We start from the raw sequence: 24,975 nt of genomic DNA on the forward strand, positions 1-24,975 counted from the left end.
TTCGGAGGTCGATTTTTTGTCGCCTGAAGAAATCTCCCCTCTGGGTGAAAGATAACTCTATCAAGCTAGTAAATCCAAAATCAAACTTTTGATTTACTAGGTTGGTTTATTTTGGCTTCTTCCATTCTTTGGTCTTTCATCTTTAGTCTTTCAACATTCTAAGAAACTTTCCTCGTTTATCATTGTTCTCCCATCTTCCGTTTCCTATTTTACCTTTTCCATCTTTAATCTTTATATTTACCTACAATGAAGTTCAAATTAGTATCAGAATATAAACCAACTGGCGACCAGCCCAATGCGATTAAACAATTAGTTGAAGGGGTTAATGCAGATGAGAATTATCAAACTCTACTAGGTGTTACGGGTTCTGGGAAAACGTTCACGGTTGCAAACGTAATAGAGCAAACTCAAAAGCCAACCCTGATTTTAAGTCACAACAAAACTTTGGCTGCACAGCTTTACGGAGAATTTAAACAGTTCTTTCCAGAAAATGCAGTTAACTATTTTGTTTCTTATTACGATTATTATCAGCCAGAGGCTTACATGCCAACTACCAATACTTACATCGAAAAAGATTTAAGCATTAATGAGGAAATAGAAAAACTGAGGTTAAGAACTACATCAGCTTTAATGTCTGGTCGTAGAGACGTAATTGTGGTTTCATCCATTTCTTGTATTTATGGTATGGGAAACCCTGAAGATTTTTCGAAATCGGTTTTCCGCTTTGCGGTAGGGACAAGAATTAGCAGAAATTCATTTTTACATAGCTTGGTAGAGATTTTATATGCTCGAACAATCAACGATTTTAAACGTGGAACTTTTAGGGTAAAAGGCGATACAGTCGATATTTTTCCAGCTTATCTGGATAGTGCATATAGAATTTCCTTTTTTGGAGATGATATCGAAGAACTTTCGGTTATTGACCCAATCACTGGGAAAACTTTAGAGAAGTTAGAGGATATGGCAATTTATCCTGCTAATCTTTTCGTAACGCCAAAAGAAAAATTCAACTCATCTATTTGGGGCATTCAAGAAGAATTAGAGTTGCGTAAAAATCAGTTATTAAACGATAGACAATTACTCGAAGCAAAACGATTAGAAGAAAGGGTAAACTTTGATATCGAAATGATGAAGGAGCTAGGTTATTGCTCTGGGATTGAAAACTACTCCAGATTTTTCGATGGGCGTTCACCAGGTATGCGTCCTTTCTGCTTGTTAGATTATTTTCCAGATGATTATTTGATGGTCATAGACGAAAGCCACGTAACCGTTCCTCAAATTAGAGCGATGTATGGTGGCGACAGGTCTCGTAAAATGAGTCTGGTAGAATATGGTTTCCGTTTGCCTTCTGCCTTAGATAATCGCCCTTTAAACTTCGATGAATTTGAAAGATTAGCGCCGCAAACAATATATGTAAGCGCAACTCCGGCAGATTATGAATTAGAAAAAACAGATGGTGTGGTTATTGAACAAGTAATTAGACCAACAGGATTGTTAGACCCAGTTATAGAAGTTCGCCCTGCGATAAATCAAGTTGATGACTTGCTTGACGAAATCGATAAAACTATTAAAATGGGCGACCGTATTTTGGTAACAACCTTAACCAAACGCATGGCTGAAGAGTTGACCAAATATATGGATAGGTTGAACATTAAATGTCGTTATATCCACTCCGAAGTTAAAACCTTAGAGCGTGTAGAAATTTTAAGGGGTTTACGTTTAGGGGAGTTTGATGTTTTAGTTGGGATTAACTTACTACGTGAGGGATTAGATTTACCAGAAGTAAGTTTGGTGGCTATTTTAGATGCCGATAAGGAAGGATTTTTAAGGTCTGATAGAGCTTTGATACAAACCATTGGTCGTGCGGCCCGTAATGATAGAGGTCGTGTAATTATGTATGCCGATAACATGACACAGTCGATGGAAAGAACCATTGATGAGACCAATAGACGTAGGGAAAAACAAGTTGCTTATAATTTAGAACACGGAATTACACCAAAAACTGTTGGTAAAACCAGGGAAGAAATCATCGAACAAAGTTCTGTATTAGATTTCTCTGAAAGTAAGGCTAGAAACAAAGCTTATGTAGAAATTGACGAAGTAAGCATTGCTGCAGACCCTATTGTGCAGTACATGACTAAACCAGAAATGCAAAAAGCCATAGACAAAACAAGAAAAGACATGCAGAAAGCAGCTAAGGAAATGGATTTCTTAATGGCAGCTCGTATGCGTGATGAAATGTTTGCTTTGGAAAAAGTGTTCGCCGAACGATTTGAAAAGTAAGTACTTAAGTTTCATTTTTCTCTGTGTATCCCAGTGTTATCTGCTTTAACAACCCAAGTTCCGGTAATCCTATCATGCCAACCTCTTGTGCTAAAAAGAAAAGAAAATGCCTCAAAGGGAATTAATCTACAAAAACATCTTCCTATTCTCTGGCCAATAGAAGCTGGTTCTCCTGAAGAATTTATGACTAGGTTACCCAGAATTATTTTGGCAATAGACGTTTTGAAGATTACCTCGGAGAAAAAGTAATAAAAAAAACTCGTAAAAATCATATGCAACAAGAAGCGTGATTCCAAAAAGAATATATAATCCCAAGCTTCTCTAAACCTAAGGCCCCGATTATTGAAAAAATAGGACTGGTAACGTTCTAAGACGAGATATAGAAAAAAAATAGAGATGAAATAATCAAAAATACGATGTACAAACCGTTGAGATTTTGTTGTCATGACAAATAGGTGTTGTCCATCTTCATCTGTTTTTATAATTGGTAACAAGCTATTTTGTAAATAGATTAATGAATAAATATTAAATGCAAATAATGAAAGGCTAATTAATAGCATTAATAGACTGGATGTTGGAATTGTTGAGATTGTATTTAGGGAATGGTAAATTACAGGTGGAAGGTAAATGCAAGTAATTAGTAATTAGTAATTCGAATAGTAAGATTGCTCGTAGTAATTTCGAACTGTTATATTTGCTTATAATAAATAATGCACAGGCAATTATTTTGAGAAAGATAATAATAGGATTAATATAAGATTCCCAATTTAAGCTCAGATAGAAATTAATAAAACCGCGGTAGTCCTCAGTATTTCTTTCCTGAATTAGATTGGAAAATCTAATTATTCCATGACCATAATCAACAAGATTATATAGATTAAATAGGACGAGTAAAGCTATAATTACTTTTACTTTATGTAACTGGGCTGACATGGTTTTGGTTTAAATAGAATTAGAAATCTAAGCTACAAAAAATTGAATTTGGAGGCACAAAAAAATTAGTAATGTTTGTAAAAAGCAAAAGAATCAATTAACCCATTCACTAACAACTAATCTATGCAAGGACTAAACAGAAAAGTTTTCGCAGAGCGATTTGAAAAGTAAATGCTACTTTGACAAAATTCAAGCCCTAAGCCTTTATTTTGTCAAAGTTATATCTTAAAACAATGATTTAATTAAATTCAGTGTATCATTTCTCACATCTCAATTCTCAATACTCACATCTAAAATTATGCAAGGACAAAACAGAAAAGATATTTACCCAGGATTAGAAGTTGGCATCATCCTTAAAAAAGATCAGCGAAACGGAACAGTAACTTATGGTGTGGTAGAAAAATTACTCACTTCTTCATTATATCATTCAAGAGGAATAAAAGTTCGGTTAGAAGACGGACAAGTAGGTAGGGTTTGCGAAATAGTTGAAGTGTAGGTTGTTATTAGCTCCCGCAGATTTTGCAGATAAGGGTTTAATATCGCAAAATCCTCTTCAATCTGCGTGATTTGCGCCTTTCTGCGGGCTAAGACTGTGCATCTGGAATATAATTATGGAATCTAATTAATTTATTCATCATCATTAAATGAAAAGATTTATACTATTTTTTGCGTTAATCACTCTTAGCTTCAAAGGCTTTGCACAAGTAACAGTTACTACAACAACTTCAAATAAAGATTCGATAATTTGTTTATGCTGCGGGCCAAAAGACCCTTCTAAACAACCATTATGGGTTGTTAATGGCAAGGTAATAACTCAATTAAACTTGTCGGCATTAAATCCAAACTATATTGAAGATATAAAAGTATCAAAAGGTAATGATGCATCGAGTAAATATGGCTCATCAGCCAAAAATGGTGTCATTATAATCATTTTAAAAAAGAACATCAAAACTCATTCAGTAAATAAAATTCTATCAAAGAATAAAATTGACTTGGCATCAAGAAAGCTACCTATCTATTCAAATAATGCACTTATTCAAGGAGATTCAATATTCTTGCCATCAAACAAAAAAATTAAAGCCGTGATAGTTGAGGCTAATTCAAACGCTGATAATAGGCTACCTTTCAACGGGAAATATCTAGCTATATCAGAAACAAAGTAGAAAGTGCTTTTGTAATCACATTGCAATTATCTTTTCAAAAAGTAACAAAAAATAAAACTGCTCGTCTATATTTGTGTTAATAATTTTATATATGGCATTCTTTTTAAAATTCATACTTATTTCCATCATTCTTATTTGGGTGTTCAGGGTACTCATCAGAATGATTTTTCCAGCAGTGCTTAGAAACGCTTTTAGCAATGTGCAAAATCAAGCAAATGCAAATCAACAACAACGTTCTTCCAATTCAAGACCAGAAGGTTCTATATCTATTGATTATATGCCTAAGAAAGAAAAAAAAGGCAATGCCGATAAACTTGGCGATTTTGTAGACTACGAAGAAGTGAAGTAGTTCAGCTTACGGTTTTCAGTTGCCAGTTTGGCATCCAAAATCTTGATACTTGATACTCATTTCTTGATACTAAAAAAAATACTTCTTAATCTGTATCAATTTTCTATTTTTGAGGCTTAGTTTAAATTAAAAATAGCCTTAATGAACAATTGGTTTAAAAATAATGGCACTCACTTAGCCATCATTGCAATATTTGTAGTTATTTCTTTTGCTTATTTCTTTAAGCCTTTACTAGATGGTCACGTATTATCACAAAGTGATGTGATACAGGCTAAGGCTATGCAAAAGGAAATCATGGAGTATAAGGACAAAGATGGTAAAGGGCCACTTTGGACAAATCAAATGTTTGGTGGTATGCCAGCTTACCAAATCTGGGTACAATACGCATATAACGGAGCTACTTATGGTATTGCATTAATTACAAAAACTTTTCCAACTCCAGTTGGCACAGTGTTATTACTGTTAGTAGGCGCTTACTTTTTGTTTATTACTTTAAAAATAAATCCTTGGCTTGCTGCGGCAGGGGCCGTTGCCTTTGCCTTTACCACCTATAACTTTGTGTTAATTGCAACAGGTCACAGCAACAAAGCTTTAGCTATAGGATTTTTTGCTCCAATTATAGCAGGGCTGATTTTAACCTTACGAGGTAAATATTGGCTTGGGGCAAGTTTAACGGCATTATTTTTAGCTCTCGAAATAAGGGCAAACCACGTTCAAATGACCTATTACCTATTGCTTTCTATTCTTATTTTCATGGGAATTGAAATCTATCAGGCTTATAAAAACAAAACATTGCCAGCTTTAGGGAAAGCCATTAGTTTCTTAGGCGCTGCGGTTGTTATTGCAGTAATGGTTAATGCCAGTTTGCTATGGACCACCTCAGAATATGCAAAGGAAACTAATCGTGGTAAATCTAATTTAACTAGTACATCCACTGAGAAGGAGTCTGGTATGACTAAAGAATATGCTTATGGTTGGAGCCAAGGTGTAGGTGAGAGTTTTACCTTCCTTATTCCAGATTTGTATGGTGGCGCAACAAGCATCGACCAGTTGGTGAAACCAGAAAGTCATTTGTACAAAGCGGTGGCTGAAAATGTTACAGGTGGCGACCCTAAAGCAACAACAGATGCAATAGGTTACTTAGGACAACAGTTAAATATGCAACAATATTGGGGCGAGAAACCTGGTACATCTGGTGGGTATTATTTTGGTGCCATAATCTGTTTCTTATTTGTATTCGGATTGTTTATCGTTCGTAGTCGTTTAAAATGGTGGATTTTAGCTACAACAGTATTGTTCATCCTTTTATCATTCGGGAAAAATTTCCCATACGTTTCAGACTTATTTTATAACTATTTCCCACTTTATAATAAATTCAGAGCTGTAGAATCAATTCTGGCCGTTGTAGGTTTATTGGTCCCTGTTTTGGCTTTCCTTGCGATTAAAGAAGCACAAGAAGGAAATATCGACCAGAAAACTTTAATCAAAAAATTAACTTGGTCTGCAGGCATAACTGGCGGATTCGCTTTAATAGTCGCTGTGATACCAACGTTATTCTTCAGTTTTAAAACGAATAATCATACAGAAATTTTAGCAGCGCTAACTCAGGTTTTAAAGAACGACGCTAGTATGGCGCATAAGATTGCCGATGCATTAATTCAAGACCGTATTTCAATTGCAAGAGCAGATGCCATTCGTGCATTTTTGTTTATTGCCATTGCTTTTGGAATAGTTTGGGCATTCATCACTAAAAAGCTGAATATGCAATTGGCTTTTGGCTTATTGGCCTTTGCTGTTTTAATCGACATGTGGCAAGTAGACCGTCGTTATTTAAATAACACGAGCTTTAAAAGTAAATCTGATATGAATGCAGATTTACAACCTCGTGATGTAGATACATTTATTGAAGCAGATAAAGACCCTAACTTTAGGGTTTATGACCAATCAATTCCAACATTTACAAGCGCCAATGCTTCAAGGTTCCACAAGACTGTAGGTGGTTACCATGCTGCAAAACTGAAAAGATTTGATGAGTTAATTCAAAATCAATTCTCGAAAAGTGTAAACCAAGATGTTTTGGATATGTTAAATACCAAATACTTCATTACACAAGATCCTCAAAATGGTTCTTTCAAAATGTCTAGAAATCCAACTGCTTTAGGTAATGCTTGGATAGTGCAAGGTGTACAGTTTGTAAAAAATGCTGATGAGGAAATGAAAGCCATTAGCAGTTTTGATCCTAAGCAAGAAGCAATTGTAGATGAGCAATACAAAAAACTAATTGACACTACACGTTTAGGTGCTGACCCAACTGCATTTATCAAGATGGAAAAATATCATCCTGATCATATCGAATATTCATATAGTGCCCCTAGGGATGTAATAGCTGTCTTTTCGGAGATATACTATGATAAAGGATGGAATATGTACATTGATGGAAAAGAGAAGCCATATTTTAGAGCAGACTACGTTTTAAGAGCTGCTCAATTAGAGGCTGGTAACCACAGGGTGGAGTTTAAATTTGAGCCTAAATCTTATTATACAGGAGAAAAAATCTCATTAGCTGGTTCTATTTTATTAATCGCATTTTTAGGTTTTGGAATTTATACCGATAACAAGAAAAAGAAAGTAGCTTAGTAAGCGTTTTTCGTCAGCCGTTTTTCGGCTGTCGAGCAATGAGCAACTAAAAGCTGATCGAGTTAATATTATTTAGCCGCAGATTCGCAGATTTTATCTGTAAATCTGTGGCTTTTTTATTTAAGCATTTCTCGTTTGTCCTCTGCCGTTTGTCGAACAACGAACAACGAATAACGCTCAACGAAATTCATAACCTCCACTTAACATGTTGTTAATCTATCATTTGCAGTTTTGTAGATGTAAAAACAACAATATGCCAGAATTATTTTTAGCTGTTTGTGTAATTGTAATCATCGCTTTTTTCTTTAGTCCGTATGAGTTGACTATGGAGGAAGAAGAAGATTGACACAATCATTTCCTTAAAAATAGATGTCAGTTTGCTGGCAATGAGCTTTTTATCACCAAAATTTAGCATATGGAAAAGAGAGAAGTAGAAATTGTAGTCATTTCTGATGTACACTTAGGTACCTACGGCTGTCATGCCAAAGAGCTCTTAAAATACCTTAAAAGCATCAAGCCAAAAAAGATTGTCCTCAATGGTGATATCATTGATATTTGGCAGTTTAGTAAAAGATACTGGCCAGAAACACACATGAAAGTCATTAGAAAGTTGATGAAGTTTGTTGTTGAAGGTGTGCCTGTTTATTATTTAACAGGAAACCACGATGAGTTATTAAGGAAGTTCGCTGATTTACACATGGGCGCTTTTCATTTACAAAATAAGTTGGTATTAGATATTGATGGTAAGAAGGGTTGGTTTTTTCATGGTGATGTTTTTGACGTAACCATGCAACATTCTAAATGGCTCGCAAAAATGGGTGCAATTGGTTATGATAGCTTAATCTTAATCAACAGCTTTGTTAATTGGTGTTTGGCTTTAATTGGTAGACAAAAAATGAGTTTTTCCCAAAAGATAAAAGCCAAATTTAAGGACGCTGTAAAATTCATCAATAGTTTTGAGCAAACAGCTGCCGAACTAGCAATCGAAAAAGGTTATGAGTATGTAGTTTGTGGGCATATTCATCAAGCAGAAAATAGAAAAATAACAACCGAACTCGGTGATGTTATCTATTTGAACAGTGGCGATTGGGTAGAAAGTTTAACTGCTTTGGAGTATGCAAACAAAGAGTGGAAAATATTTAGATACAACCACAAGGATTTCGAAAAAGATGAGGTTGAATTAGGGGAGTTGTCTGATAGCGAGGATTTACATAGCAAGCTAAATATTAACACCTTATTAGAAAAGATTAAATTGGAGATTGTGTAGAGCAAAAAAATACAGATATTAGCCAACGATGAAGATACTTTACGCCATACAAGGCACCGGAAATGGACACGTTAGCAGAGCAAGGGAAATCGTTCCGTTATTGCAAAAGCATGGCGATTTAGATATCTTAATTTCGGGTACACAAGCGGATGTAAAATTGGCTCAAGAAGTTAAATTTCAACTGCATGGTTTCAGTTTTATTTTTGGTAAAAAAGGTGGGGTAGACCATTTCAAGACTTGGAAGAATATGAATTTATTTCGTTTCAAGAAAGACATGAGTGCTGTACCACTTAAAGACTATAACCTTATCATTAACGATTTTGAACCTGTAACTGCTTGGGCTTGCAAAAGTCAGGGCATAGAAAGTGTTTCTCTTAGTCACCAAGCTTCTTTCAAATCTAAAAAAGTACCTAGACCCAGAACCATTGATTGGGGTAAGTTAATATTAAGTCGCTATGCGCCAACAACTCATCACATTGGCTTTCATTTCGAAAGATACGATGACTTTATTTACACACCAGTAATAAGAAGTGAAATAAGAGAATTGGTGAACACAAATTTAGGACATTATACCGTTTATCTTCCCGCCATAGACGATAGGGATTTAGTAAAATTACTTAAACTAATTCCCTCAGTCCGCTGGGAGGTTTTCTCAAAACATACAAAAACGGGTTATAACGATGGAAATGTTTTTGTTGAACCAGTAAACAATATAAAATTTAATCAAAGTATGGCCAGTTCTGCTGGGCTATTTACTGGCGGAGGTTTTGAGGGGCCAGCAGAGGCATTATTTCTAGGGAAAAAGCTGCTGGTGGCGCCAATGAGATTTCAATACGAACAACAGTGTAATGCCTATGCGCTAAAGGAGCTAGGTTTGCCAGTGATCTGGGGTAGCAATAGAAATTGGTTGCCTATTTTAAAAGGTTTTGTAGCCAATACACAATCACATCAATTTAACTTCCCAGACGAAACTGCGGAAATTGTGGCTAATGTGGTAAACAAGTATGCAAGGTAAGTTATTAATTTCTCCCACAAAGTAACGTTATTCCCTCGCAGGAGGGAATCGTAATGCGGTTTTTAAAGCGTTTTACAATTCCCCTCCATTGGAGGGGTGGATGCGCAGCAGACGGGGTGGTTTTAAATCAAAGTATCCGCTAGCCAACTATCCTTCCAACGATATAGTTTACATCGAGAGCAATCTATCAAGAATCTTCAATCAGTTGTAATCAAATTAGCGATAAATTTTTCTTTACTTTGCCGTTATTAAATCGGCATGATCAATCAGTTTCGAAATCTAAATCCATTAAACTTAATATTGCTTGCAGCATATACTGTTTTTATGCGATTGGCTATTTTTATAAATATGCCAGAAAAATTAAACTTTGAGTTTCTGGAACCTTACGCCAAGTTTTTTATCCAAATTCCGTTGTCAAACAGTTTTTCGCCAACTACAAATATATTTTTTGCTACAATCATCGTATTTATCCAAGCCTTATTGTTCAATAGAATAATCAATAACCATGGCCTTTTAGCAAAACCAAGTTACTTGCCAGCTCTATTATACATTACAGGATCTAGTTTATTTTTGCAGTTTTTAATATTAAGTCCGCCCCTTATTTGTAATTTTTTACTGATCTGGGTTATGGATAAATTTCTAAAGATCGGCAAAACGCCAAACGCCATGATGACCATGTTCGACGTGGGAATGATCATCGCCTTTGGGACCCTAATTTATTTCCCTTTTATTGTCTTGTTGATCATGTTATGGTTAAGCTTATTGCTATACCGTTCTTTTAATTGGAGAGAATGGATTGCTGGGTTTATTGGTTTTTTGACCATATTTTTCTTCATTGCAGTTTTTTATTACTGGAATGATAACATCACTCAGTTTTATAAAATTTGGCGCCCATTAACTAACCTTTTCCCCTCTAATCTTCAAATTAAATACAATGATTATTTGGTGCTAATTCCTGTAAGTGTAATTATGGTATTGGCCGCTTTACAGTTAAGAGAAAATTTCTTTAGGAGTTTTATCAGTACAAGAAAGGCTTTTCAGATGTTGTTTTTTATGTTTGTGGTGGCCATCATTAGTTTTTATACCAAACCAGATTTTAGGCTCTATCATTTTTTATTAAGTGTTCCACCTGGAGCAGTTTTGTTGGCCTATTACTTCTCAAATGCTAAAAAACGTTGGTTCTATGAATCCTTATTTGTGGTATTAGTTCTGTCAATACAGTATTTTTTATTCGTTTAACCTTTTTTAACAATTTCACACCTTGAAACTAGCTAAAGATTAATAGCTTTGTGTCGTGAAGTTTGGCATTTACCGTATTGTTTTTAGCCTAGATTTTAATGCGTAATCTGGTAATCGACATAGGAAACACAAATAGTAAGCTGGCAGTTTTTAAGGAAAAAGAGCTGGTTCATTTTGAGCGATTGAAAGAATTGAATCAAATTGAACTAACAAAATTGATTGAAAAATATCAAATCAAAAATGCTACAGTTTCAAGTGTTAATAAAGATGTTGAACAACTTGGAGCGTTTTTGAAACAATCAGTAAATTATCTGCCTTTTACCACGAAAAATATTGGCGGTATAAAAAACAACTATCAAACGCTAAATACATTAGGTTTAGATAGATGGGCGAAAGTAATTGCAGCTTATAAACTCTACTTTGGAGAAAACTGCCTAATGATAGATGCAGGAACTTGTATCACTTATGATGTTTTAACTGCAAACAGCGAATACTTTGGAGGAAGTATTAGTTTGGGTATAAGAATGAGGTTTGAAGCCTTAAATCATTATACTGGAAGATTGCCATTAATAGATTGGAATAAAGAGGAAACTGATATCCCTAATGGAAATGACACTCAAAATGCGATTAGAAACGGTGTTTTACAGGGCGTTTTAAACGAAGTTGAAGGATTTATAGCAATTGAAAATAAGAAAAACAAAGGCCTCAAAGTAATTATTACTGGAGGTGATGCAGATTTTTTGAACAAACAATTAAAAAACAGCATCTTTGCCACCCAAATTATACATGAACCATATTTGGTTTTAAAAGGATTAAATGAAGTTATTACATTATAATATGTACCAAAGATTAAAATATACGTTTGCAGTTTGTCTATTATTAACAAGCATTATTGCAAATGCACAAGTTACCACACAGTCTCCATATTCAAGATTTGGCGTTGGAAATATTAAAGGTGGTTCGTTGCCAATGTTTAGAGCAATGGGTGGTTTATCAACTGGAATATTCAGAACTAACTATTTCAATAACATCAATATTCAAAACCCTGCATCTTATGCAGGTACTGCCATTACAACTGTAGATATGGGGTTAAGCGGTAGTTTCACAGAGTTAAAAAACAGTTCCCAAACTGAACAAAGTTTTAACTCAACCTTAAGTCATATTGCCTTTGCCTTTCCATTGTCTAGAAAATCTGGTTTAAGCTTCGGTATTTTACCTTACTCTGAATTAGGGTATAATTTTAAAAATACAGTGAAAGTGGGTACTACTACCGCTAATACTAAAACAGTAGATTATGAATATCTAGGTGAAGGCGGCTTAACAAAAGCCTATTTAGGTTATGGCGTTCAATTTGGAGATCATTTCAGAATTGGTGCTAATGCGGAATATTTATTCGGAAATCTTACAGAGAATAGGTCTACAGAATATGTACAAGAACCTGGTGCAATAAATTCACGCTTACAATCAAAAAATAGTGTAGGTGGTTTAGCTTTCACCTATGGTGCACAATATGATTTCAATCTAGGCAATAAAACATCATTGGTGTTAGGTTATTCAGGTTCTTCTAATTCGAGAATAAACTCTAAGAAAACTCAAGTTGCCACACAATATTTTAATGATGCCAATGGCGATGAGCAAACTGCTTTGGATACCTTATTATTTGTAGAAAATAGTCCAACAAACTTAAAATTGCCTTTAATTCATAATTTTGGTTTTAGTATCGTAAAAGAAAACAAATGGTTAATTGGAGCAGATTATAGAATGGGCAAATGGTCTGAATTAAGTATAGACAAAATAAATCAAGGTTTACAAGATACTTATGGAGTATCTGTTGGAGGTCAATATACACCAGACATTACTTCCATTAGCGGTTATTTTAAAAGAGTAGATTACCGTTTAGGGTTTTCATACGATAAAACATATATTCAACTGAATAAGCAAGATGTGAAACAAATGGCAGTTACGCTTGGAGTAGGCTTACCCTTATCTTCTTATTCAAGAGGTTCTATTTACAGAATGAATTTAAGTGCAGAGTTAGGGAAAAGGGGGAATACCAACAATGGGTTATTACAAGAAAAATACCTTAACATTCACTTAGGATTTGCACTTAATACTAATAGCTGGTTCCAAAGGTTTAGGTTTGATTAATGAAAGCTTCGGATATTAAATCTGGTCTCCATTTAATTTTTACACTTGCAATAATCTTGCTCATGTCGTCATGTAATGATGATGATATGAAAAATGTCTCTTCAGTTTCTTCTAAACAAATAACCTTAAGTAAAGACAGAACCTATGGTGCCGAGATAATTTATAGTGATTCTGCTAAAGTAAAAGCAAAAGGTTATGCGCCAATTTACGATAAAGTTGTTCCGTCTCAAGGGGCGAGTTATAACGAAATGCCAAGCGGTGTAAAAATCCAATTCTTTGATGAGTTTTTAAAACCCACAGGAACCATCAAGTCTGATTATGCCATTAATAAAGAAATTGAAAAAATAACCATTTTTAGAAGGAACGTAATTATTGTTACAGATAAAATTACTTTCACCACGGAAGAGCTAACTTGGGATGAAAACAAACGGATGTATTTTTCTCCCTCTGGAACAGTTACCACTAAAGATGGGAACGTGTTAAATGGAGCGGCGTTTTCCGCACCTCAAGATTTAAGTACTTATACCATTCATGATGGGACGGGGCAGGGTTATGTAAAAGGCGATTTAGGGCAATAATTCAGGTGTTTAAAGAGGCACTATCTACTTAGTTTTCAAGGGCAAAATCAAATAAAATTAATATTTTCAAATTAGTTCCAAATTTGTATCTTGCGCCCTCTTAAAAAAATAAAAAATAAGAATAATAATAATATGGGAGTAATGACATTCATGCGTACCAAGATGGGATATTTTCTAGTAGGAGGTATTGCAGTGGTATTAGCGTTATTTGTTTTGGAGCCTTTGCTACAACAAGGTACAGCGATTTTTGGCGCATCTAGAAATTCAGTTGGAGAGATTGATGGAAAAGAAATTAAATACGAAGAATTTAATCCAAAGGTTGAACAAAGTCTAGCACAATTTAGACAACAATATGGTTCAAACATCAACCCTCAAATGCAAGCTATGGCTATTGATAATGCTTGGCAAGCCGAGGTTGGAGAGATCCTTTTAGGGAAAGAGTATGCTAGATTAGGGTTAATTGTTAGCGGAGATGAATTGTATGACCTAATTAATGGTGAAAGACCAAGTCAATTAATTCTTCAGAATTTTTCTGATCAACAAACAGGACAATTAGATCGTAATGGTTTAATGAGTTCTTTAAAGGCAAGAGAATCGAACCCAGAGCTTAAAACAAAATGGTTGCAGTTAGAGGATCAGATTGAGAAACAAGCTTTACAACAAAAGTATGCCAACTTAATTCGTAACTCTGTTTATGTGTCTACTTTAGAAGCTGCTGATGAGTATAACAACCGTAATAAATTGGCGAGTTTTAAATACGTAAATTTAGACTATAGCTCTATTTTAGATAAGGATGTTAAGATTACTGATGAAGATTATCAAGCTTATTATGATGCTAACAAAAAACGCTTCGATAATCCTACAGAAACCCGTGGATTTGAGTATGTTTCTTTTAGCATTAAACCAACCAAGGCTGATACAGCAGTTGTTAAAGCTCAGGTAGATAAACTAGCAGCTGATTTTAAAACTACACCAAACGACTCGTTGTTTGCGGCAAATAATTCTGATGTAAAAGTTCCTTACACTTACCTTTCAAAAGGAAAATTAGATCCAGCGGTTGATTCAGTAATATTCAACTATCCAGCAGGAAGTTTTTATGGACCAGTATTCTCCGGAAACTCTTATAAATTAATTAAAGTTATAGATAGCCGTTTCTCACCAGATTCTGTTAAAGCTAGTAATATCCTATTAGATCCAAGTAAATTAGGTGGAGAGGCAAATGCTTATAAATTAGCAGATTCACTTAAGAAAGCTATACAAGGTGGAGCGAGTTTTGCTAAATTTGCTGATACTTATAATACAGATGCAAGTAAAGGAAAAGGGGGCGATTTAGGAACTTTTGCTCGTGGTACGATGGTGCCTGAGTTTGAGAATGCCGCTTTTAATGGTCAAACTGGAGATCTTAAAATAATTAAATCTCAATTCGGCATCCACATTCTTAAAATTGAAAAGCAAGTAGGTTCTTCAAAAGTTGTTAAATTAGCCTATATAGAGAAATCTTTAGCACCGAGTGAAAAAACCAGACAAACAGCTTATAAAAAAGCAACTACATTTTTAGCAGACGTTAAAGCTGATACTTTTAAAGACTTAGCTAAAAAAAGTGGTTATACGATAGCATTAGCTGATAAAGTTACAGCAACTCAAGGATTTGCTCCAGGTTTAGATAACCCACGTCCATTAATTAAAGATGCGTATGCTGCCGAAAAAGGTGATGTATTACCAACAGTATATTCAATGGATAACGCTTACGTTGTTGCTCACCTAACAGATGTAATGCCTAAAGGCCAATTATCTTTAGAGGATGTGAAAAAACAAATTCAACCAATGGTGATGAATGCAGTTAAAGCTAAAATGCTAACTGAAAAGTTCAATAAAGCTTTAGGCGGATCTATTGATCAAGTTGCTGCTAAATTAGGTAAAACTGCAATGCCAGTTCAAAATATGGTGTTTGCAAATCCAATTATTCCAGGTTTAGCTCAAGAAAACAAAGTGGTAGGTGCGGTATTTGGATCACAAGTTGGTAAAGTATCTAAGCCAATTGAGGGCGATAAAGGTGTATATGTGTTTGCTGTACAAGGTTTCACAAGCCCTGCTCCAATGGCAAATACATTTAAGCAAAAAGAAACAATGATATTGGGCGTTACACAACGCTCTTTAGGTGCAGCTTTCCAAGCATTGCAAGAGAAAACTGAGATAAAAGACAATAGGGTGAAATTCTATTAATCTTTATTACGTAATTTTGTAACCGTCCCGACTATACATCGGGGCGGTTTTTTATTTTAAAGCCATGGACATTCAAGAGAACATTGTAAATAAGGTAGCTTCTAGTGGTTTAATCACCTTAAATCTGGAAGAATATTTCCACAAAGGGGAACGTTTGGTGTATGATATTAAAGACAATCTTTTTCACGGACTGATTTTAAAAGAACAAGACTTTAGGGCGTTTATCAAGGAACACAATTGGGAGCAGTATAAAGATAAAAATATAGCTATTACTTGCAGTGCAGATGCGATTGTGCCAACTTGGGCATATATGTTATTAGCAAATAGGTTTAAGCCATTTGCCAATGAAGTGGTATTTGGCAGCTTAGAAACACTTGAAGCAGTTCTTTACACTAAAGCTTTGTCGAAAATTGACATCAATTCATTTGCGGGGGAAAGAGTAGTAATTAAAGGCTGTGCGGATATAGATGTGCCAGTTTCTGCCTATGTGGAAATCACAGCATTACTTACGCCGATAGCTAAAAGCATCATGTATGGTGAGCCATGCTCTACTGTGCCAATCTTTAAAAGGAAAGATTAACAAATTTGGATTGCTTTTTGTTTGCATAACAAATATGAAAAGACTCACGCTAATTTTCGCCCTTTCCTTACTAAGCATAGCTAGCTTTGCTCAGGAACTACCTCTAAAAAAAGACCCCATTTTTAAAGAAGGGGAAGTATTGCAGTATAAACTGAAATATGGATTTATAACAGCTGCTGAAGCTACCATTAAAGTAGTAGCAACTGATGTAAAGTTTGATAATAAGCCAACTTATAGATTAGTAGTAGACGCAGAAACCTCAGGCACATTTGATATCTTTTATAAAGTAAGGGATCATTATGATTCTTATATTGATAAAACAGACTTAACGCCTTATTTCTATCAAGAAAATATACGCGAAGCAAGTTACCGACGTCAGGATAAGGCAAGGTTTTATCAAGATTCAAAAAAGGTAATCGCTAATAAAGGTACCTTTGCTACACCAACTACCCAAACATTTGATTTGGTTTCGGCCTATTATTTTGCAAGGAGTTTAGATATATCGAAACTAAAAATTGGGGAAGTCTTTAAGCTTAACTACTTTTTAGGTGATGAAATTTCTCAATTAGAGATAGCCTATGTGGGTAAGGAGACCATCAAAAGTAAGTTAGGAAATATCAGGTGCCTAAAATTTAGCCCATCTATTAAGCCAGGGCGTATCTTTAAAAAAGACAGTAAACTTTATCTTTGGATTACTGATGATGGCAACAGGGTGCCCGTAAAGGCTAACGTAGAAATATTGGTGGGCTCAGTAACATTAGAAATTAAATCAGCCGAAGGGTTAAAATATCCGATAGGGAAATAGGGAGATAAGTAGGTAAGTTGTTTAGCTGGTAAGATGTATTTTACAAATCAACAACTCCCCAACTTCACAAATTAAATGACTTACCAAATAAACAACTTAACAAGAAATGATAGAAGTACAAAATGCTTTAGTGCATGAAGATGTGATTCGCGAAAGCTTTGTGTGCAATTTAAATAAGTGCAAGGGAATTTGCTGTGTAGAAGGCGATGCAGGCGCTCCACTAGAAGTCGCAGAAACGGCTATATTGGCCGAAATTTATCCTAAAATTAAACATTTACTGGCTCCGAAAGGAATTAAAGCTATCGAAGAACAAGGAACTTCTGTAATAGATGCAGACGGCGATTTAACCACACCTTGTGTAGACGGGCATAAAGAATGTGCTTATGTTACATTTGAGGGTGGCATTACAAAATGCGCCATTGAAAAGGCTTACGAGCAAGGTTTGGTCGACTGGAAGAAACCTATTTCCTGTCATCTATATCCCATTAGGATTACTAAATATCCAGAGTTTGAGGTGCTAAATTATGATAGGTGGCACATTTGCCATGACGCTTGCTCTTTCGGAAGAGAACTGAAAGTCCCTGTTTACCAATTTTTAAAAGATCCATTAATTAGAAAATATGGACTGGAATGGTATACAGAATTGGAAGAGAGTGTGAGAGGATTGTAGCAAGTAATTGGATTGTTTAATCTACTTTTAATATACCTTTACAGATAACCAATGTTAGGCTTTGGATAATTCCTACGGGATTGTTACTTTAGCCCATTGAAAATAAAACAAAATCTATAGTGAAGAAAATCCTAATTACCGGAGGAGCCGGATTTATCGGTTCACACGTCGTGCGCCGTTTCGTAAATAATTATCCTCAATATCAAATTGTTAACTTAGATAAGTTAACATATGCTGGCAATTTAGCCAACCTAACAGATGTTGAAAATAAGCCGAACTATCGTTTTGTTAAAGCAGATATTACTGATGCCACTGAGATGATGGAGTTGTTTAAGACTGAAAACTTTGATTCAGTTATCCATTTGGCAGCTGAGAGTCATGTAGATCGTTCCATCACTGATCCGACAGCTTTTGTAATGACCAATGTGATTGGTACGGTAAACTTATTAAATGCTGCAAGAGAATATTGGAAAGGTGATTATGCAACTAAACGTTTTTATCACGTAAGTACCGACGAAGTGTATGGTGCTTTGGGTGAAACTGGGATGTTTACAGAGACTACAGCTTATGATCCACATAGTCCATATTCTGCATCAAAAGCGAGTTCAGATCACTTTGTGAGGGCTTATCACGATACTTATGGAATGGATTGTGTAATTTCAAATTGTTCCAATAATTACGGTTCTCACCATTTTCCGGAAAAATTAATCCCATTAGCCATCAATAACATCAAGAACAATAAACCAGTACCTGTATATGGTAAAGGCGAAAACGTTCGTGATTGGCTTTGGGTTGAAGATCATGCAAGAGCTATCGATGTGATTTTTCATCAAGCTAAAACTGGCCAAACCTACAATATTGGCGGCCATAACGAATGGAAAAACATTGATTTGATTAACCTGTTATGCAAAATAATGGATGAGAAATTGAATCGAGAACCAGGAGAGTCGGCTAAATTAATTACCTATGTAACTGATCGAGCAGGTCACGATCTACGTTATGCGATTGATTCGACTAAACTACAACAAGAATTAGAATGGGTCCCTAGTTTACAATTTGAAGAGGGTTTAGCTAAAACTGTTGATTGGTACTTAACGAACAATGAATGGTTGGAAAACGTAACATCGGGTAACTATCAATCTTACTATAAGCAACAATACCAAAACACTTAATGGAAATACAAGAAACAGGACTAAAGGATTGTTTAATCATCAAACCTCGTGTTTTTGACGACGCTAGAGGATACTTTTTCGAAAGTTTTAATCAACAAACATTTGAAGAGAAAACCGGTTTGTCTGGCAACTTTGTGCAAGATAACCAGTCATATTCTTCCTATGGGGTAATTAGGGGTTTACATGCACAGAGTGGTGAGTTTGCACAAGCAAAATTAGTTCGCGTAATTAAAGGCGAGGTACTAGATGTTGCCGTTGATGCCAGGCCAGGTTCTCCAACTTATGGCAAGCACATTTCTGTAAAACTGAGCGCAGAGAATAAATTACAATTATATGTGCCGAGAGGCTTTTTACATGGGTTCTCTGTATTAAGTGAAACAGCAGAGTTTTTCTATAAATGTGATAATTATTATAACAAGGCTTCAGAATTAGGTGTGATGTATAATGATCCACAATTAAATATAGATTGGTTAATCCCTGCTGAAGTTGCAGCAGTTTCAGATAAGGATTTAGTTCTAAATACTTTTTCATCGCTTTCTTAATGGGAAAAATATTAATTATAGGTGCGGCTGGGCAATTAGGTCAATGTATAAAAACTGTAGCACAACGAAGATCAATTACAGACATTGTTTTCCCATCAGAGCAAGACGGAAATATTCTTAATATTGCACTATTAAATGAATTGTTTGTAGAAGAACAACCAGAATATGTGATCAATTGTGCCGCTTACACTGCAGTAGATAAGGCAGAAGACGATGTCGAATTAGCAAAGGCAATCAATGAAACAGGAGCAGAAAACTTGGCTGAAGTTTGTAAAAATAATAATGCTACTTTAATCCATATTTCTACTGATTTTGTATTCGAAGGCAATACGGTAAAGTTATTAAAAGAGGATGATGAAGCGAAACCCATCAATGTTTATGGTCAGACAAAGTTGGATGGAGAACTAGCCATTGCCAAATTACTGGCAGCACATGTCATTATTCGTACCAGTTGGCTTTATTCAGAATATGCCAATAATTTCGTGAAAACGATGTTGAAACTCGGTGCGGATAGAGATGAACTAAATATTATTGCTGATCAAGTTGGAACCCCAACTTACGCAATCGATTTAGCTAACGCTATTTTTGATATCATCGGATCGAATAACATCACTTACGGAACCTTTCACTACAGCAATGAAGGCGTAACTTCTTGGTTCGATTTTGCCAAGACGATATTTGAGATCAGCGAGACAACCGTCAAAGTTAATCCTATACCTGGCTCAGCCTATCCTACTAGAGCAATTAGACCTTCTTTTTCTGTAATGGATAAAAGTAAAATAAAAACTACATTTAACATTGAGATCCCTTATTGGAGAGATAGTTTGGTAGAGTGCATCTCGAGAATAAAGGGTTTAGAGGGGTAGAGTTTAGGTGGTTAGAGTTTGCAGGATAAGTGGTTGTTTTTCAATCGTTTATGGATGTAAAAGATAACAAGTTTAGGCGTATTAAATAAATTAGAAAATAATTATAGATATGATTGTGGGTAAATCTCACATCTCACATCTCAAATCCATACAAAATGAAAGGTATAATCTTAGCTGGAGGTAGCGGAACGCGTTTGCATCCATTAACACTTGCTTGTAGTAAACAAATGATGCCGGTTTATGATAAACCGATGATTTACTATCCACTTTCGACGCTAATGTTAGCAGGAATTAAAGAGGTATTGATCATTTCTACCCCTCATGATTTGCCAAATTTCGAAAAATTATTAGGCGATGGTTCAAATTTAGGGTGCAAGTTCTCTTACGCCGTACAAGCCGAACCAAATGGTTTAGCACAGGCTTTTGTAATCGGAGCAGATTTTATTGGTGATGATAAAGTAGCCTTAGTTTTAGGTGATAACATCTTCCACGGAGAAGGCATGGCAAAATTACTTCAGGCTAGTTCGGATCCAGATGGTGGAGTTGTTTTTGCTTATCAAGTTGCAGATCCTGAAAGATATGGCGTTGTTGAGTTCGACGAAAATAAAAAAGCCATATCAATAGAAGAAAAACCTTCAGCGCCTAAGTCGGATTATGCTGTTCCAGGTTTATATTTCTATGATAATACTGTGGTAGAAATCGCTAAAAATATTAAACCATCTCCACGAGGTGAATACGAAATTACCGATGTAAACAAAGTTTATTTAGAACAAGGTAAATTAAAAGTAGGTGTGTTAAGTAGAGGAACCGCTTGGCTAGATACAGGTACATTTAACTCGTTAATGCAAGCAGGAGAATTTGTACAGATTATTGAGGAACGTCAAGGTCTAAAAATCGGGTGCATTGAGGAGATTGCCTATCGCATGGGCTTTATTACCAAAGAAGAATTAAGGGCAATAGCTACACCGTTAGTGAAAAGTGGTTATGGAGCCTATCTGCTAAGGTTGATTAAATAACTTGTCTGAATTGGAGTTTTTTGAGATTTAAGGATTTTAGGATTCGATAGTCTTGCGTCGTAAAATAATGTCATCGGATGAATATAGACAGTTATGCCTTTTTCATCCGATGACTAAATGAAAGCCTGCTCCAGGCGTTTTATTCCTATGGAATAGTCCCTTCCTGCGGGTAGTGCAGGGATCTATTAATTGATAATCAAAACCTTCGAAAGCGACAGTCGCTAATCTTCTTTAAGAGTACAAGATGCAATAATTAAGCTCAATGCTTACCTTTACCAATTCGGGCATAAATATGAAAGAAAAGAAGCAGATAGCAATAATTGGATTAGGGTATGTGGGCTTGCCTCTCGCTATTGAATTTGCTAAAAAATATAAGGTAGTAGGATTTGATATCGATGAAAAAAGGATCAATGATCTAAAAGCTGGGATTGATCTTACCCAAGAGGCGAATTTGGCTGACCTGCAAGCCGTCCTTTCATTTAATGCGAAAAGCGGACTGAACTTTTCGAATGAACTAAATGACTTAAGCCATTGTAATGTGTTTATCATTACCGTGCCTACGCCTGTAGATCATTTAAAAGTCCCAGATCTCAAACCTTTGCTAAACGCTTCTGCCATGATTGGTAGTGTGCTAAAGAAGCAAGACATCATTATTTATGAATCAACAGTATATCCAGGTTGTACTGAAGAAGACTGTGTGCCGGTTTTAGCAAAATATTCAGGATTAAAGTTTAATGAGGATTTCTTTTGTGGCTATTCGCCCGAACGCATTAATCCAGGGGATAAGGTGAACACGCTTACCAAAATCAAAAAAGTAACCTCTGGTTCTACACCAGCCATTGCAATTGAGATAGATGCTTTGTATGCCAGTATCATAACAGCAGGCACACATTTATCGCCAAGTATCAAAGTGGCAGAAGCTTCTAAGGCCATAGAAAACGCACAACGGGATGTGAATATTTCCTTTGTCAATGAATTGGCGTTAATATTTGATCGGATGAACATCGATACTTCAGATGTTTTGGCAGCTGCAGCCACCAAATGGAATTTCCTCAATTACAAACCAGGCTTAGTTGGAGGTCATTGCATTGGCGTAGATCCCTACTACCTTGCTCATAAATCAGAAGCATTAGGTTATAAACCAGAGGTGATATTATCAGGAAGAAGAGTGAATGACAATATGGGCATGTTTGTAGCCAACAAAGTCATTAAAATGATGATTGCCAAAGATAAGGTAATCAAAAATGCTAAAGTATTAATTTTAGGTTTTGCATTTAAGGAAAACTGTCCTGATACCCGAAATACTAAAGTAATAGACATCTATACAGAGCTAACTTCGTTTGGCGTTGACGTGGATGTTTTTGATCCCTGGGCAGATAAGGATAAGGTGAAGGCAGAGTATGGGATTACATTGCTTGACCATTTGCCAATTATAAATTATGATGCAGTCATTCTTGCCGTAGCACACAAGGTATTTAATGAGATAAATTTCCAGCAATTTAGAGATAAGGGTGCTATTATTTTTGATACCAAATCTTTTATTGCTAGGGATTTAGTAAATTCAAGGTTATGATGTTAATTATAAATTAATTTTTCTCAAATAAGAGCATTTTATTTTCTTTTTTGCGCAAAATTATTATGTTTGCAAGAAAAGATTTAGAATCATATGAAGGTTGCGTTAATTACTGGGGTTACAGGTCAAGATGGTGCCTATTTGGCAGAATTTCTGTTGAAAAAAGGTTATTTTGTGCATGGTGTTAAAAGAAGAAGTTCTTTATTTAATACAGACAGGATAGATCATCTGTATCAAGATCAACATGAAGCAAATGTTAACTTTAAGTTACATTATGGCGATCTAACTGACTCAACCAATTTAATACGCATCATTCAAGAAACGCAACCAGACGAAATTTATAACTTAGCCGCCATGAGCCATGTGCAAGTAAGTTTTGAAATGCCAGAATATACGGCAAATGCAGATGGAATTGGCACCTTACGTTTGTTGGAAGCAGTTAGAATTTTAGGGTTGACCAAAAAGACGAGAATTTATCAAGCTTCTACCTCAGAATTATACGGCTTGGTGCAAGCGGTGCCTCAAAGTGAAACTACACCATTTTACCCTCGTTCTCCATACGCAGTAGCTAAAATCTATGGTTATTGGATTACTGTTAACTATCGCGAAGCCTACGGTATGTTCGCATGTAATGGTATTTTGTTTAACCATGAAAGTCCATTGAGAGGGGAAACCTTCGTAACTCGTAAAATTACAAGAGCTGCTTGTAAAATTGCACTCGGACTGCAGAACTGTTTATATCTGGGTAACCTATCAGCTCAAAGAGATTGGGGGCATGCAAAAGATTATATTGAAGCAATGTGGTTGATCTTACAACAAGAAAAACCGGAAGATTTCGTAATTGCAACTGGAATTACTACTACAGTTCGTGATTTTGTAAGGATGAGCTTTGCCGAATTGGGAATTGACGTTGAGTTTTCTGGTAAAGATGAAAACGAAATGGGAGTTATCGTTGGTGTAGATGTAGAGAAGTTAACTAGTTTAGGTTTAAACATTGATACAATAAAATTAGGTACAACTGTTGTTAAAGTAGATGCAAAATATTTTAGACCAACTGAAGTAGATTTACTTCTGGGTGATCCAACAAAATCTAAAACTAAACTAGGATGGGAACCTAAATATAACTTACAATTATTAGTGGAAGACATGATGCAAGCTGACTTGCAACTGATGAAAAAAGACGAGTACTTAAAAGAAGGTGATTTCAAAACGCTTAATTATTTTGAATAGTCATATCATATCGAAAGTTTAAGATCGTAACCGATTTTGTCTTAATAGGTTTAGGTATTAAACGTATAAAAAATGCAAGGCTAAAGGCTATATACAGTATTTTAGACCTTGCATTTTGCTTTAAAAGGAGCTCTGATTTCTAATATACGTATCTACTTTTGCACTAGCTTTTCCAAGCGGAAAATGACACCTACGTACTAGCGAATGGCGTTACTATATCTCATAAAAATTAGACTAGGGTAATCATTCCCCGTATTGGCAACAAAATGCAATTAGTGTCTATGTTTAGACACACCCAAACAAAACGATTCGTTTATTGTTTTAAATTTATCAATTTTAATAGGTTGATAATGAGTAGTTAATGCTCAGTCTCTGAATTTTATATGTTTTTGGCATTATTATAGGAGAGATATATCTTTGCTTTGAGATAGAAAAAACCAATTTCTATAACATCTAATATTGTCTATGAGCTATCAAGATTATAACTGCAGAAAGTGTAAAACTGCTTTCCATTACCAAGTTCCGCGTGGTGTATTATTTAAGTCACTCCTAGGTTTTTTGCCGATTCGTATTTATTGGTGCCCTAAATGTGTCACTGACCGCTACGTCTGGGTAAAAAAAACTAAGGAATAATGTCCATTTCCGTAGATATTCATTATTTTTTATCCAGTTATTATCGTTGACAA

22 protein-coding genes are annotated in these 24,975 nt (G+C 35.4%); 21 read left to right on the forward strand and 1 reads right to left on the reverse strand.

Features of this window, described 5'->3' with window-relative positions; translation table 11 throughout:
* The first annotated feature begins 246 nt into the window (after nucleotides 1-246).
* Entirely contained in the window at nucleotides 247-2,283 is a 2,037-nt protein-coding gene (gene uvrB / locus R2Q59_RS16090) for an excinuclease ABC subunit UvrB (RefSeq protein WP_316770908.1), read from the forward strand.
* A gap of 11 nt (nucleotides 2,284-2,294) precedes the next feature.
* Here the strand turns inward: uvrB and R2Q59_RS20595 are convergent, their stop codons facing one another.
* Complete coding sequence (locus tag R2Q59_RS20595; RefSeq protein ID WP_410478921.1) at nucleotides 2,295-2,843, reverse strand: RDD family protein; 549 nt, start codon at nucleotides 2,841-2,843, stop codon at nucleotides 2,295-2,297.
* A gap of 671 nt (nucleotides 2,844-3,514) precedes the next feature.
* On the opposite strand from R2Q59_RS20595, the gene R2Q59_RS16095 reads away from it, so the two are divergent.
* The 20 genes from R2Q59_RS16095 to gmd all read left to right on the forward strand — a co-directional run bounded on the left by R2Q59_RS16095 (nucleotide 3,515) and on the right by gmd (nucleotide 24,289).
* On the forward strand, nucleotides 3,515-3,712 hold the full coding sequence (locus R2Q59_RS16095) for a YwbE family protein (RefSeq protein WP_316770912.1): 198 nt from the start codon (nucleotides 3,515-3,517) through the stop codon (nucleotides 3,710-3,712).
* A 148-nt stretch (nucleotides 3,713-3,860) separates the two neighbouring features.
* Nucleotides 3,861-4,379, forward strand: coding sequence for a TonB-dependent receptor plug domain-containing protein (locus R2Q59_RS16100; RefSeq protein WP_316770913.1), 519 nt, complete (start codon nucleotides 3,861-3,863; stop codon nucleotides 4,377-4,379).
* A gap of 91 nt (nucleotides 4,380-4,470) precedes the next feature.
* Entirely contained in the window at nucleotides 4,471-4,728 is a 258-nt protein-coding gene (locus tag R2Q59_RS16105; RefSeq protein ID WP_316770914.1) for a DUF4834 family protein, read from the forward strand.
* Between the two features lie 141 nt (nucleotides 4,729-4,869).
* A complete protein-coding gene (locus tag R2Q59_RS16110; protein ID WP_316786197.1) occupies nucleotides 4,870-7,365 on the forward strand; it encodes a YfhO family protein in 2,496 nt (831 codons plus the stop codon).
* A 415-nt stretch (nucleotides 7,366-7,780) separates the two neighbouring features.
* The gene (locus R2Q59_RS16115; RefSeq protein WP_316786198.1) at nucleotides 7,781-8,632 is read left to right on the forward strand and encodes a UDP-2,3-diacylglucosamine diphosphatase; all 852 of its coding nucleotides are present in this window, start codon (nucleotides 7,781-7,783) and stop codon (nucleotides 8,630-8,632) included.
* A gap of 28 nt (nucleotides 8,633-8,660) precedes the next feature.
* Nucleotides 8,661-9,647, forward strand: coding sequence for a glycosyltransferase family protein (locus R2Q59_RS16120; RefSeq protein ID WP_316786199.1), 987 nt, complete (start codon nucleotides 8,661-8,663; stop codon nucleotides 9,645-9,647).
* A gap of 348 nt (nucleotides 9,648-9,995) precedes the next feature.
* Entirely contained in the window at nucleotides 9,996-10,886 is an 891-nt protein-coding gene (locus R2Q59_RS16125) for a DUF6427 family protein (protein WP_316770923.1), read from the forward strand.
* Nucleotides 10,887-10,984: 98 nt separating this feature from the next.
* Entirely contained in the window at nucleotides 10,985-11,722 is a 738-nt protein-coding gene (locus R2Q59_RS16130; protein WP_316786200.1) for a type III pantothenate kinase, read from the forward strand.
* A complete protein-coding gene (locus tag R2Q59_RS16135) occupies nucleotides 11,703-13,034 on the forward strand; it encodes a hypothetical protein (RefSeq protein ID WP_316786201.1) in 1,332 nt (443 codons plus the stop codon). Before R2Q59_RS16130 ends, R2Q59_RS16135 begins: the two co-directional genes overlap by 20 nt.
* Before the next feature lie 86 nt (nucleotides 13,035-13,120).
* Entirely contained in the window at nucleotides 13,121-13,612 is a 492-nt protein-coding gene (locus R2Q59_RS16140) for a hypothetical protein (RefSeq protein ID WP_316786202.1), read from the forward strand.
* A gap of 132 nt (nucleotides 13,613-13,744) precedes the next feature.
* Nucleotides 13,745-15,835 carry a SurA N-terminal domain-containing protein gene (locus tag R2Q59_RS16145; RefSeq protein WP_316786203.1) on the forward strand — a complete coding sequence of 697 codons (2,091 nt, stop codon included), beginning with the start codon at nucleotides 13,745-13,747 and terminating at the stop codon, nucleotides 15,833-15,835.
* 64 nt (nucleotides 15,836-15,899) lie between these two features.
* On the forward strand, nucleotides 15,900-16,415 hold the full coding sequence (locus tag R2Q59_RS16150) for a DUF2480 family protein (protein WP_316770929.1): 516 nt from the start codon (nucleotides 15,900-15,902) through the stop codon (nucleotides 16,413-16,415).
* A 34-nt stretch (nucleotides 16,416-16,449) separates the two neighbouring features.
* Nucleotides 16,450-17,220 carry a DUF3108 domain-containing protein gene (locus tag R2Q59_RS16155; RefSeq protein ID WP_316770931.1) on the forward strand — a complete coding sequence of 257 codons (771 nt, stop codon included), beginning with the start codon at nucleotides 16,450-16,452 and terminating at the stop codon, nucleotides 17,218-17,220.
* A 106-nt stretch (nucleotides 17,221-17,326) separates the two neighbouring features.
* On the forward strand, nucleotides 17,327-17,890 hold the full coding sequence (locus R2Q59_RS16160; protein WP_316786204.1) for a DUF3109 family protein: 564 nt from the start codon (nucleotides 17,327-17,329) through the stop codon (nucleotides 17,888-17,890).
* A gap of 119 nt (nucleotides 17,891-18,009) precedes the next feature.
* Nucleotides 18,010-19,062 (forward strand): dTDP-glucose 4,6-dehydratase, encoded by a 1,053-nt coding sequence (gene rfbB / locus R2Q59_RS16165; RefSeq protein WP_316786205.1) that lies wholly within the window; start codon nucleotides 18,010-18,012, stop codon nucleotides 19,060-19,062.
* Nucleotides 19,062-19,604, forward strand: coding sequence for a dTDP-4-dehydrorhamnose 3,5-epimerase (rfbC, locus tag R2Q59_RS16170; RefSeq protein ID WP_316786206.1), 543 nt, complete (start codon nucleotides 19,062-19,064; stop codon nucleotides 19,602-19,604). The genes rfbB and rfbC overlap by 1 nt, the downstream gene beginning before the upstream one ends.
* Entirely contained in the window at nucleotides 19,604-20,470 is an 867-nt protein-coding gene (gene rfbD / locus R2Q59_RS16175; RefSeq protein WP_316786207.1) for a dTDP-4-dehydrorhamnose reductase, read from the forward strand. The genes rfbC and rfbD overlap by 1 nt, the downstream gene beginning before the upstream one ends.
* A gap of 155 nt (nucleotides 20,471-20,625) precedes the next feature.
* Nucleotides 20,626-21,486, forward strand: coding sequence for a glucose-1-phosphate thymidylyltransferase RfbA (gene rfbA / locus R2Q59_RS16180; RefSeq protein WP_316786208.1), 861 nt, complete (start codon nucleotides 20,626-20,628; stop codon nucleotides 21,484-21,486).
* A 292-nt stretch (nucleotides 21,487-21,778) separates the two neighbouring features.
* Entirely contained in the window at nucleotides 21,779-23,059 is a 1,281-nt protein-coding gene (locus R2Q59_RS16185) for a nucleotide sugar dehydrogenase (RefSeq protein WP_316786209.1), read from the forward strand.
* Between the two features lie 93 nt (nucleotides 23,060-23,152).
* Nucleotides 23,153-24,289, forward strand: a complete 1,137-nt coding sequence (gene gmd, locus R2Q59_RS16190; RefSeq protein WP_316786210.1) for a GDP-mannose 4,6-dehydratase — start codon at nucleotides 23,153-23,155, stop codon at nucleotides 24,287-24,289.
* The last annotated feature ends 686 nt before the right edge of the window (nucleotides 24,290-24,975 follow it).

It is taken from the genome of Pedobacter frigiditerrae, assembly GCF_032678705.1.
Classification (GTDB): domain Bacteria; phylum Bacteroidota; class Bacteroidia; order Sphingobacteriales; family Sphingobacteriaceae; genus Pedobacter; species Pedobacter frigiditerrae_A.

Excerpts from the sequence above, each read along its gene's own strand:
- uvrB (WP_316770908.1), top strand. The coding sequence starts at position 247 with ATGAAGTTCAAATTAGTATCAGAATATAAACCAACTGGCGACCAGCCC.
- R2Q59_RS20595 (WP_410478921.1), bottom strand. The coding sequence starts at position 2,843 with ATGCTATTAATTAGCCTTTCATTATTTGCATTTAATATTTATTCATTA.
- R2Q59_RS16095 (WP_316770912.1), top strand. The coding sequence starts at position 3,515 with ATGCAAGGACAAAACAGAAAAGATATTTACCCAGGATTAGAAGTTGGC.
- R2Q59_RS16100 (WP_316770913.1), top strand. The coding sequence starts at position 3,861 with ATGAAAAGATTTATACTATTTTTTGCGTTAATCACTCTTAGCTTCAAA.
- R2Q59_RS16105 (WP_316770914.1), top strand. The coding sequence starts at position 4,471 with ATGGCATTCTTTTTAAAATTCATACTTATTTCCATCATTCTTATTTGG.
- R2Q59_RS16110 (WP_316786197.1), top strand. The coding sequence starts at position 4,870 with ATGAACAATTGGTTTAAAAATAATGGCACTCACTTAGCCATCATTGCA.
- R2Q59_RS16115 (WP_316786198.1), top strand. The coding sequence starts at position 7,781 with ATGGAAAAGAGAGAAGTAGAAATTGTAGTCATTTCTGATGTACACTTA.
- R2Q59_RS16120 (WP_316786199.1), top strand. The coding sequence starts at position 8,661 with ATGAAGATACTTTACGCCATACAAGGCACCGGAAATGGACACGTTAGC.
- R2Q59_RS16125 (WP_316770923.1), top strand. The coding sequence starts at position 9,996 with ATGCCAGAAAAATTAAACTTTGAGTTTCTGGAACCTTACGCCAAGTTT.
- R2Q59_RS16130 (WP_316786200.1), top strand. The coding sequence starts at position 10,985 with ATGCGTAATCTGGTAATCGACATAGGAAACACAAATAGTAAGCTGGCA.
- R2Q59_RS16135 (WP_316786201.1), top strand. The coding sequence starts at position 11,703 with ATGAAGTTATTACATTATAATATGTACCAAAGATTAAAATATACGTTT.
- R2Q59_RS16140 (WP_316786202.1), top strand. The coding sequence starts at position 13,121 with ATGAAAAATGTCTCTTCAGTTTCTTCTAAACAAATAACCTTAAGTAAA.
- R2Q59_RS16145 (WP_316786203.1), top strand. The coding sequence starts at position 13,745 with ATGGGAGTAATGACATTCATGCGTACCAAGATGGGATATTTTCTAGTA.
- R2Q59_RS16150 (WP_316770929.1), top strand. The coding sequence starts at position 15,900 with ATGGACATTCAAGAGAACATTGTAAATAAGGTAGCTTCTAGTGGTTTA.
- R2Q59_RS16155 (WP_316770931.1), top strand. The coding sequence starts at position 16,450 with ATGAAAAGACTCACGCTAATTTTCGCCCTTTCCTTACTAAGCATAGCT.
- R2Q59_RS16160 (WP_316786204.1), top strand. The coding sequence starts at position 17,327 with ATGATAGAAGTACAAAATGCTTTAGTGCATGAAGATGTGATTCGCGAA.
- rfbC (WP_316786206.1), top strand. The coding sequence starts at position 19,062 with ATGGAAATACAAGAAACAGGACTAAAGGATTGTTTAATCATCAAACCT.
- rfbD (WP_316786207.1), top strand. The coding sequence starts at position 19,604 with ATGGGAAAAATATTAATTATAGGTGCGGCTGGGCAATTAGGTCAATGT.
- rfbA (WP_316786208.1), top strand. The coding sequence starts at position 20,626 with ATGAAAGGTATAATCTTAGCTGGAGGTAGCGGAACGCGTTTGCATCCA.
- R2Q59_RS16185 (WP_316786209.1), top strand. The coding sequence starts at position 21,779 with ATGAAAGAAAAGAAGCAGATAGCAATAATTGGATTAGGGTATGTGGGC.
- gmd (WP_316786210.1), top strand. The coding sequence starts at position 23,153 with ATGAAGGTTGCGTTAATTACTGGGGTTACAGGTCAAGATGGTGCCTAT.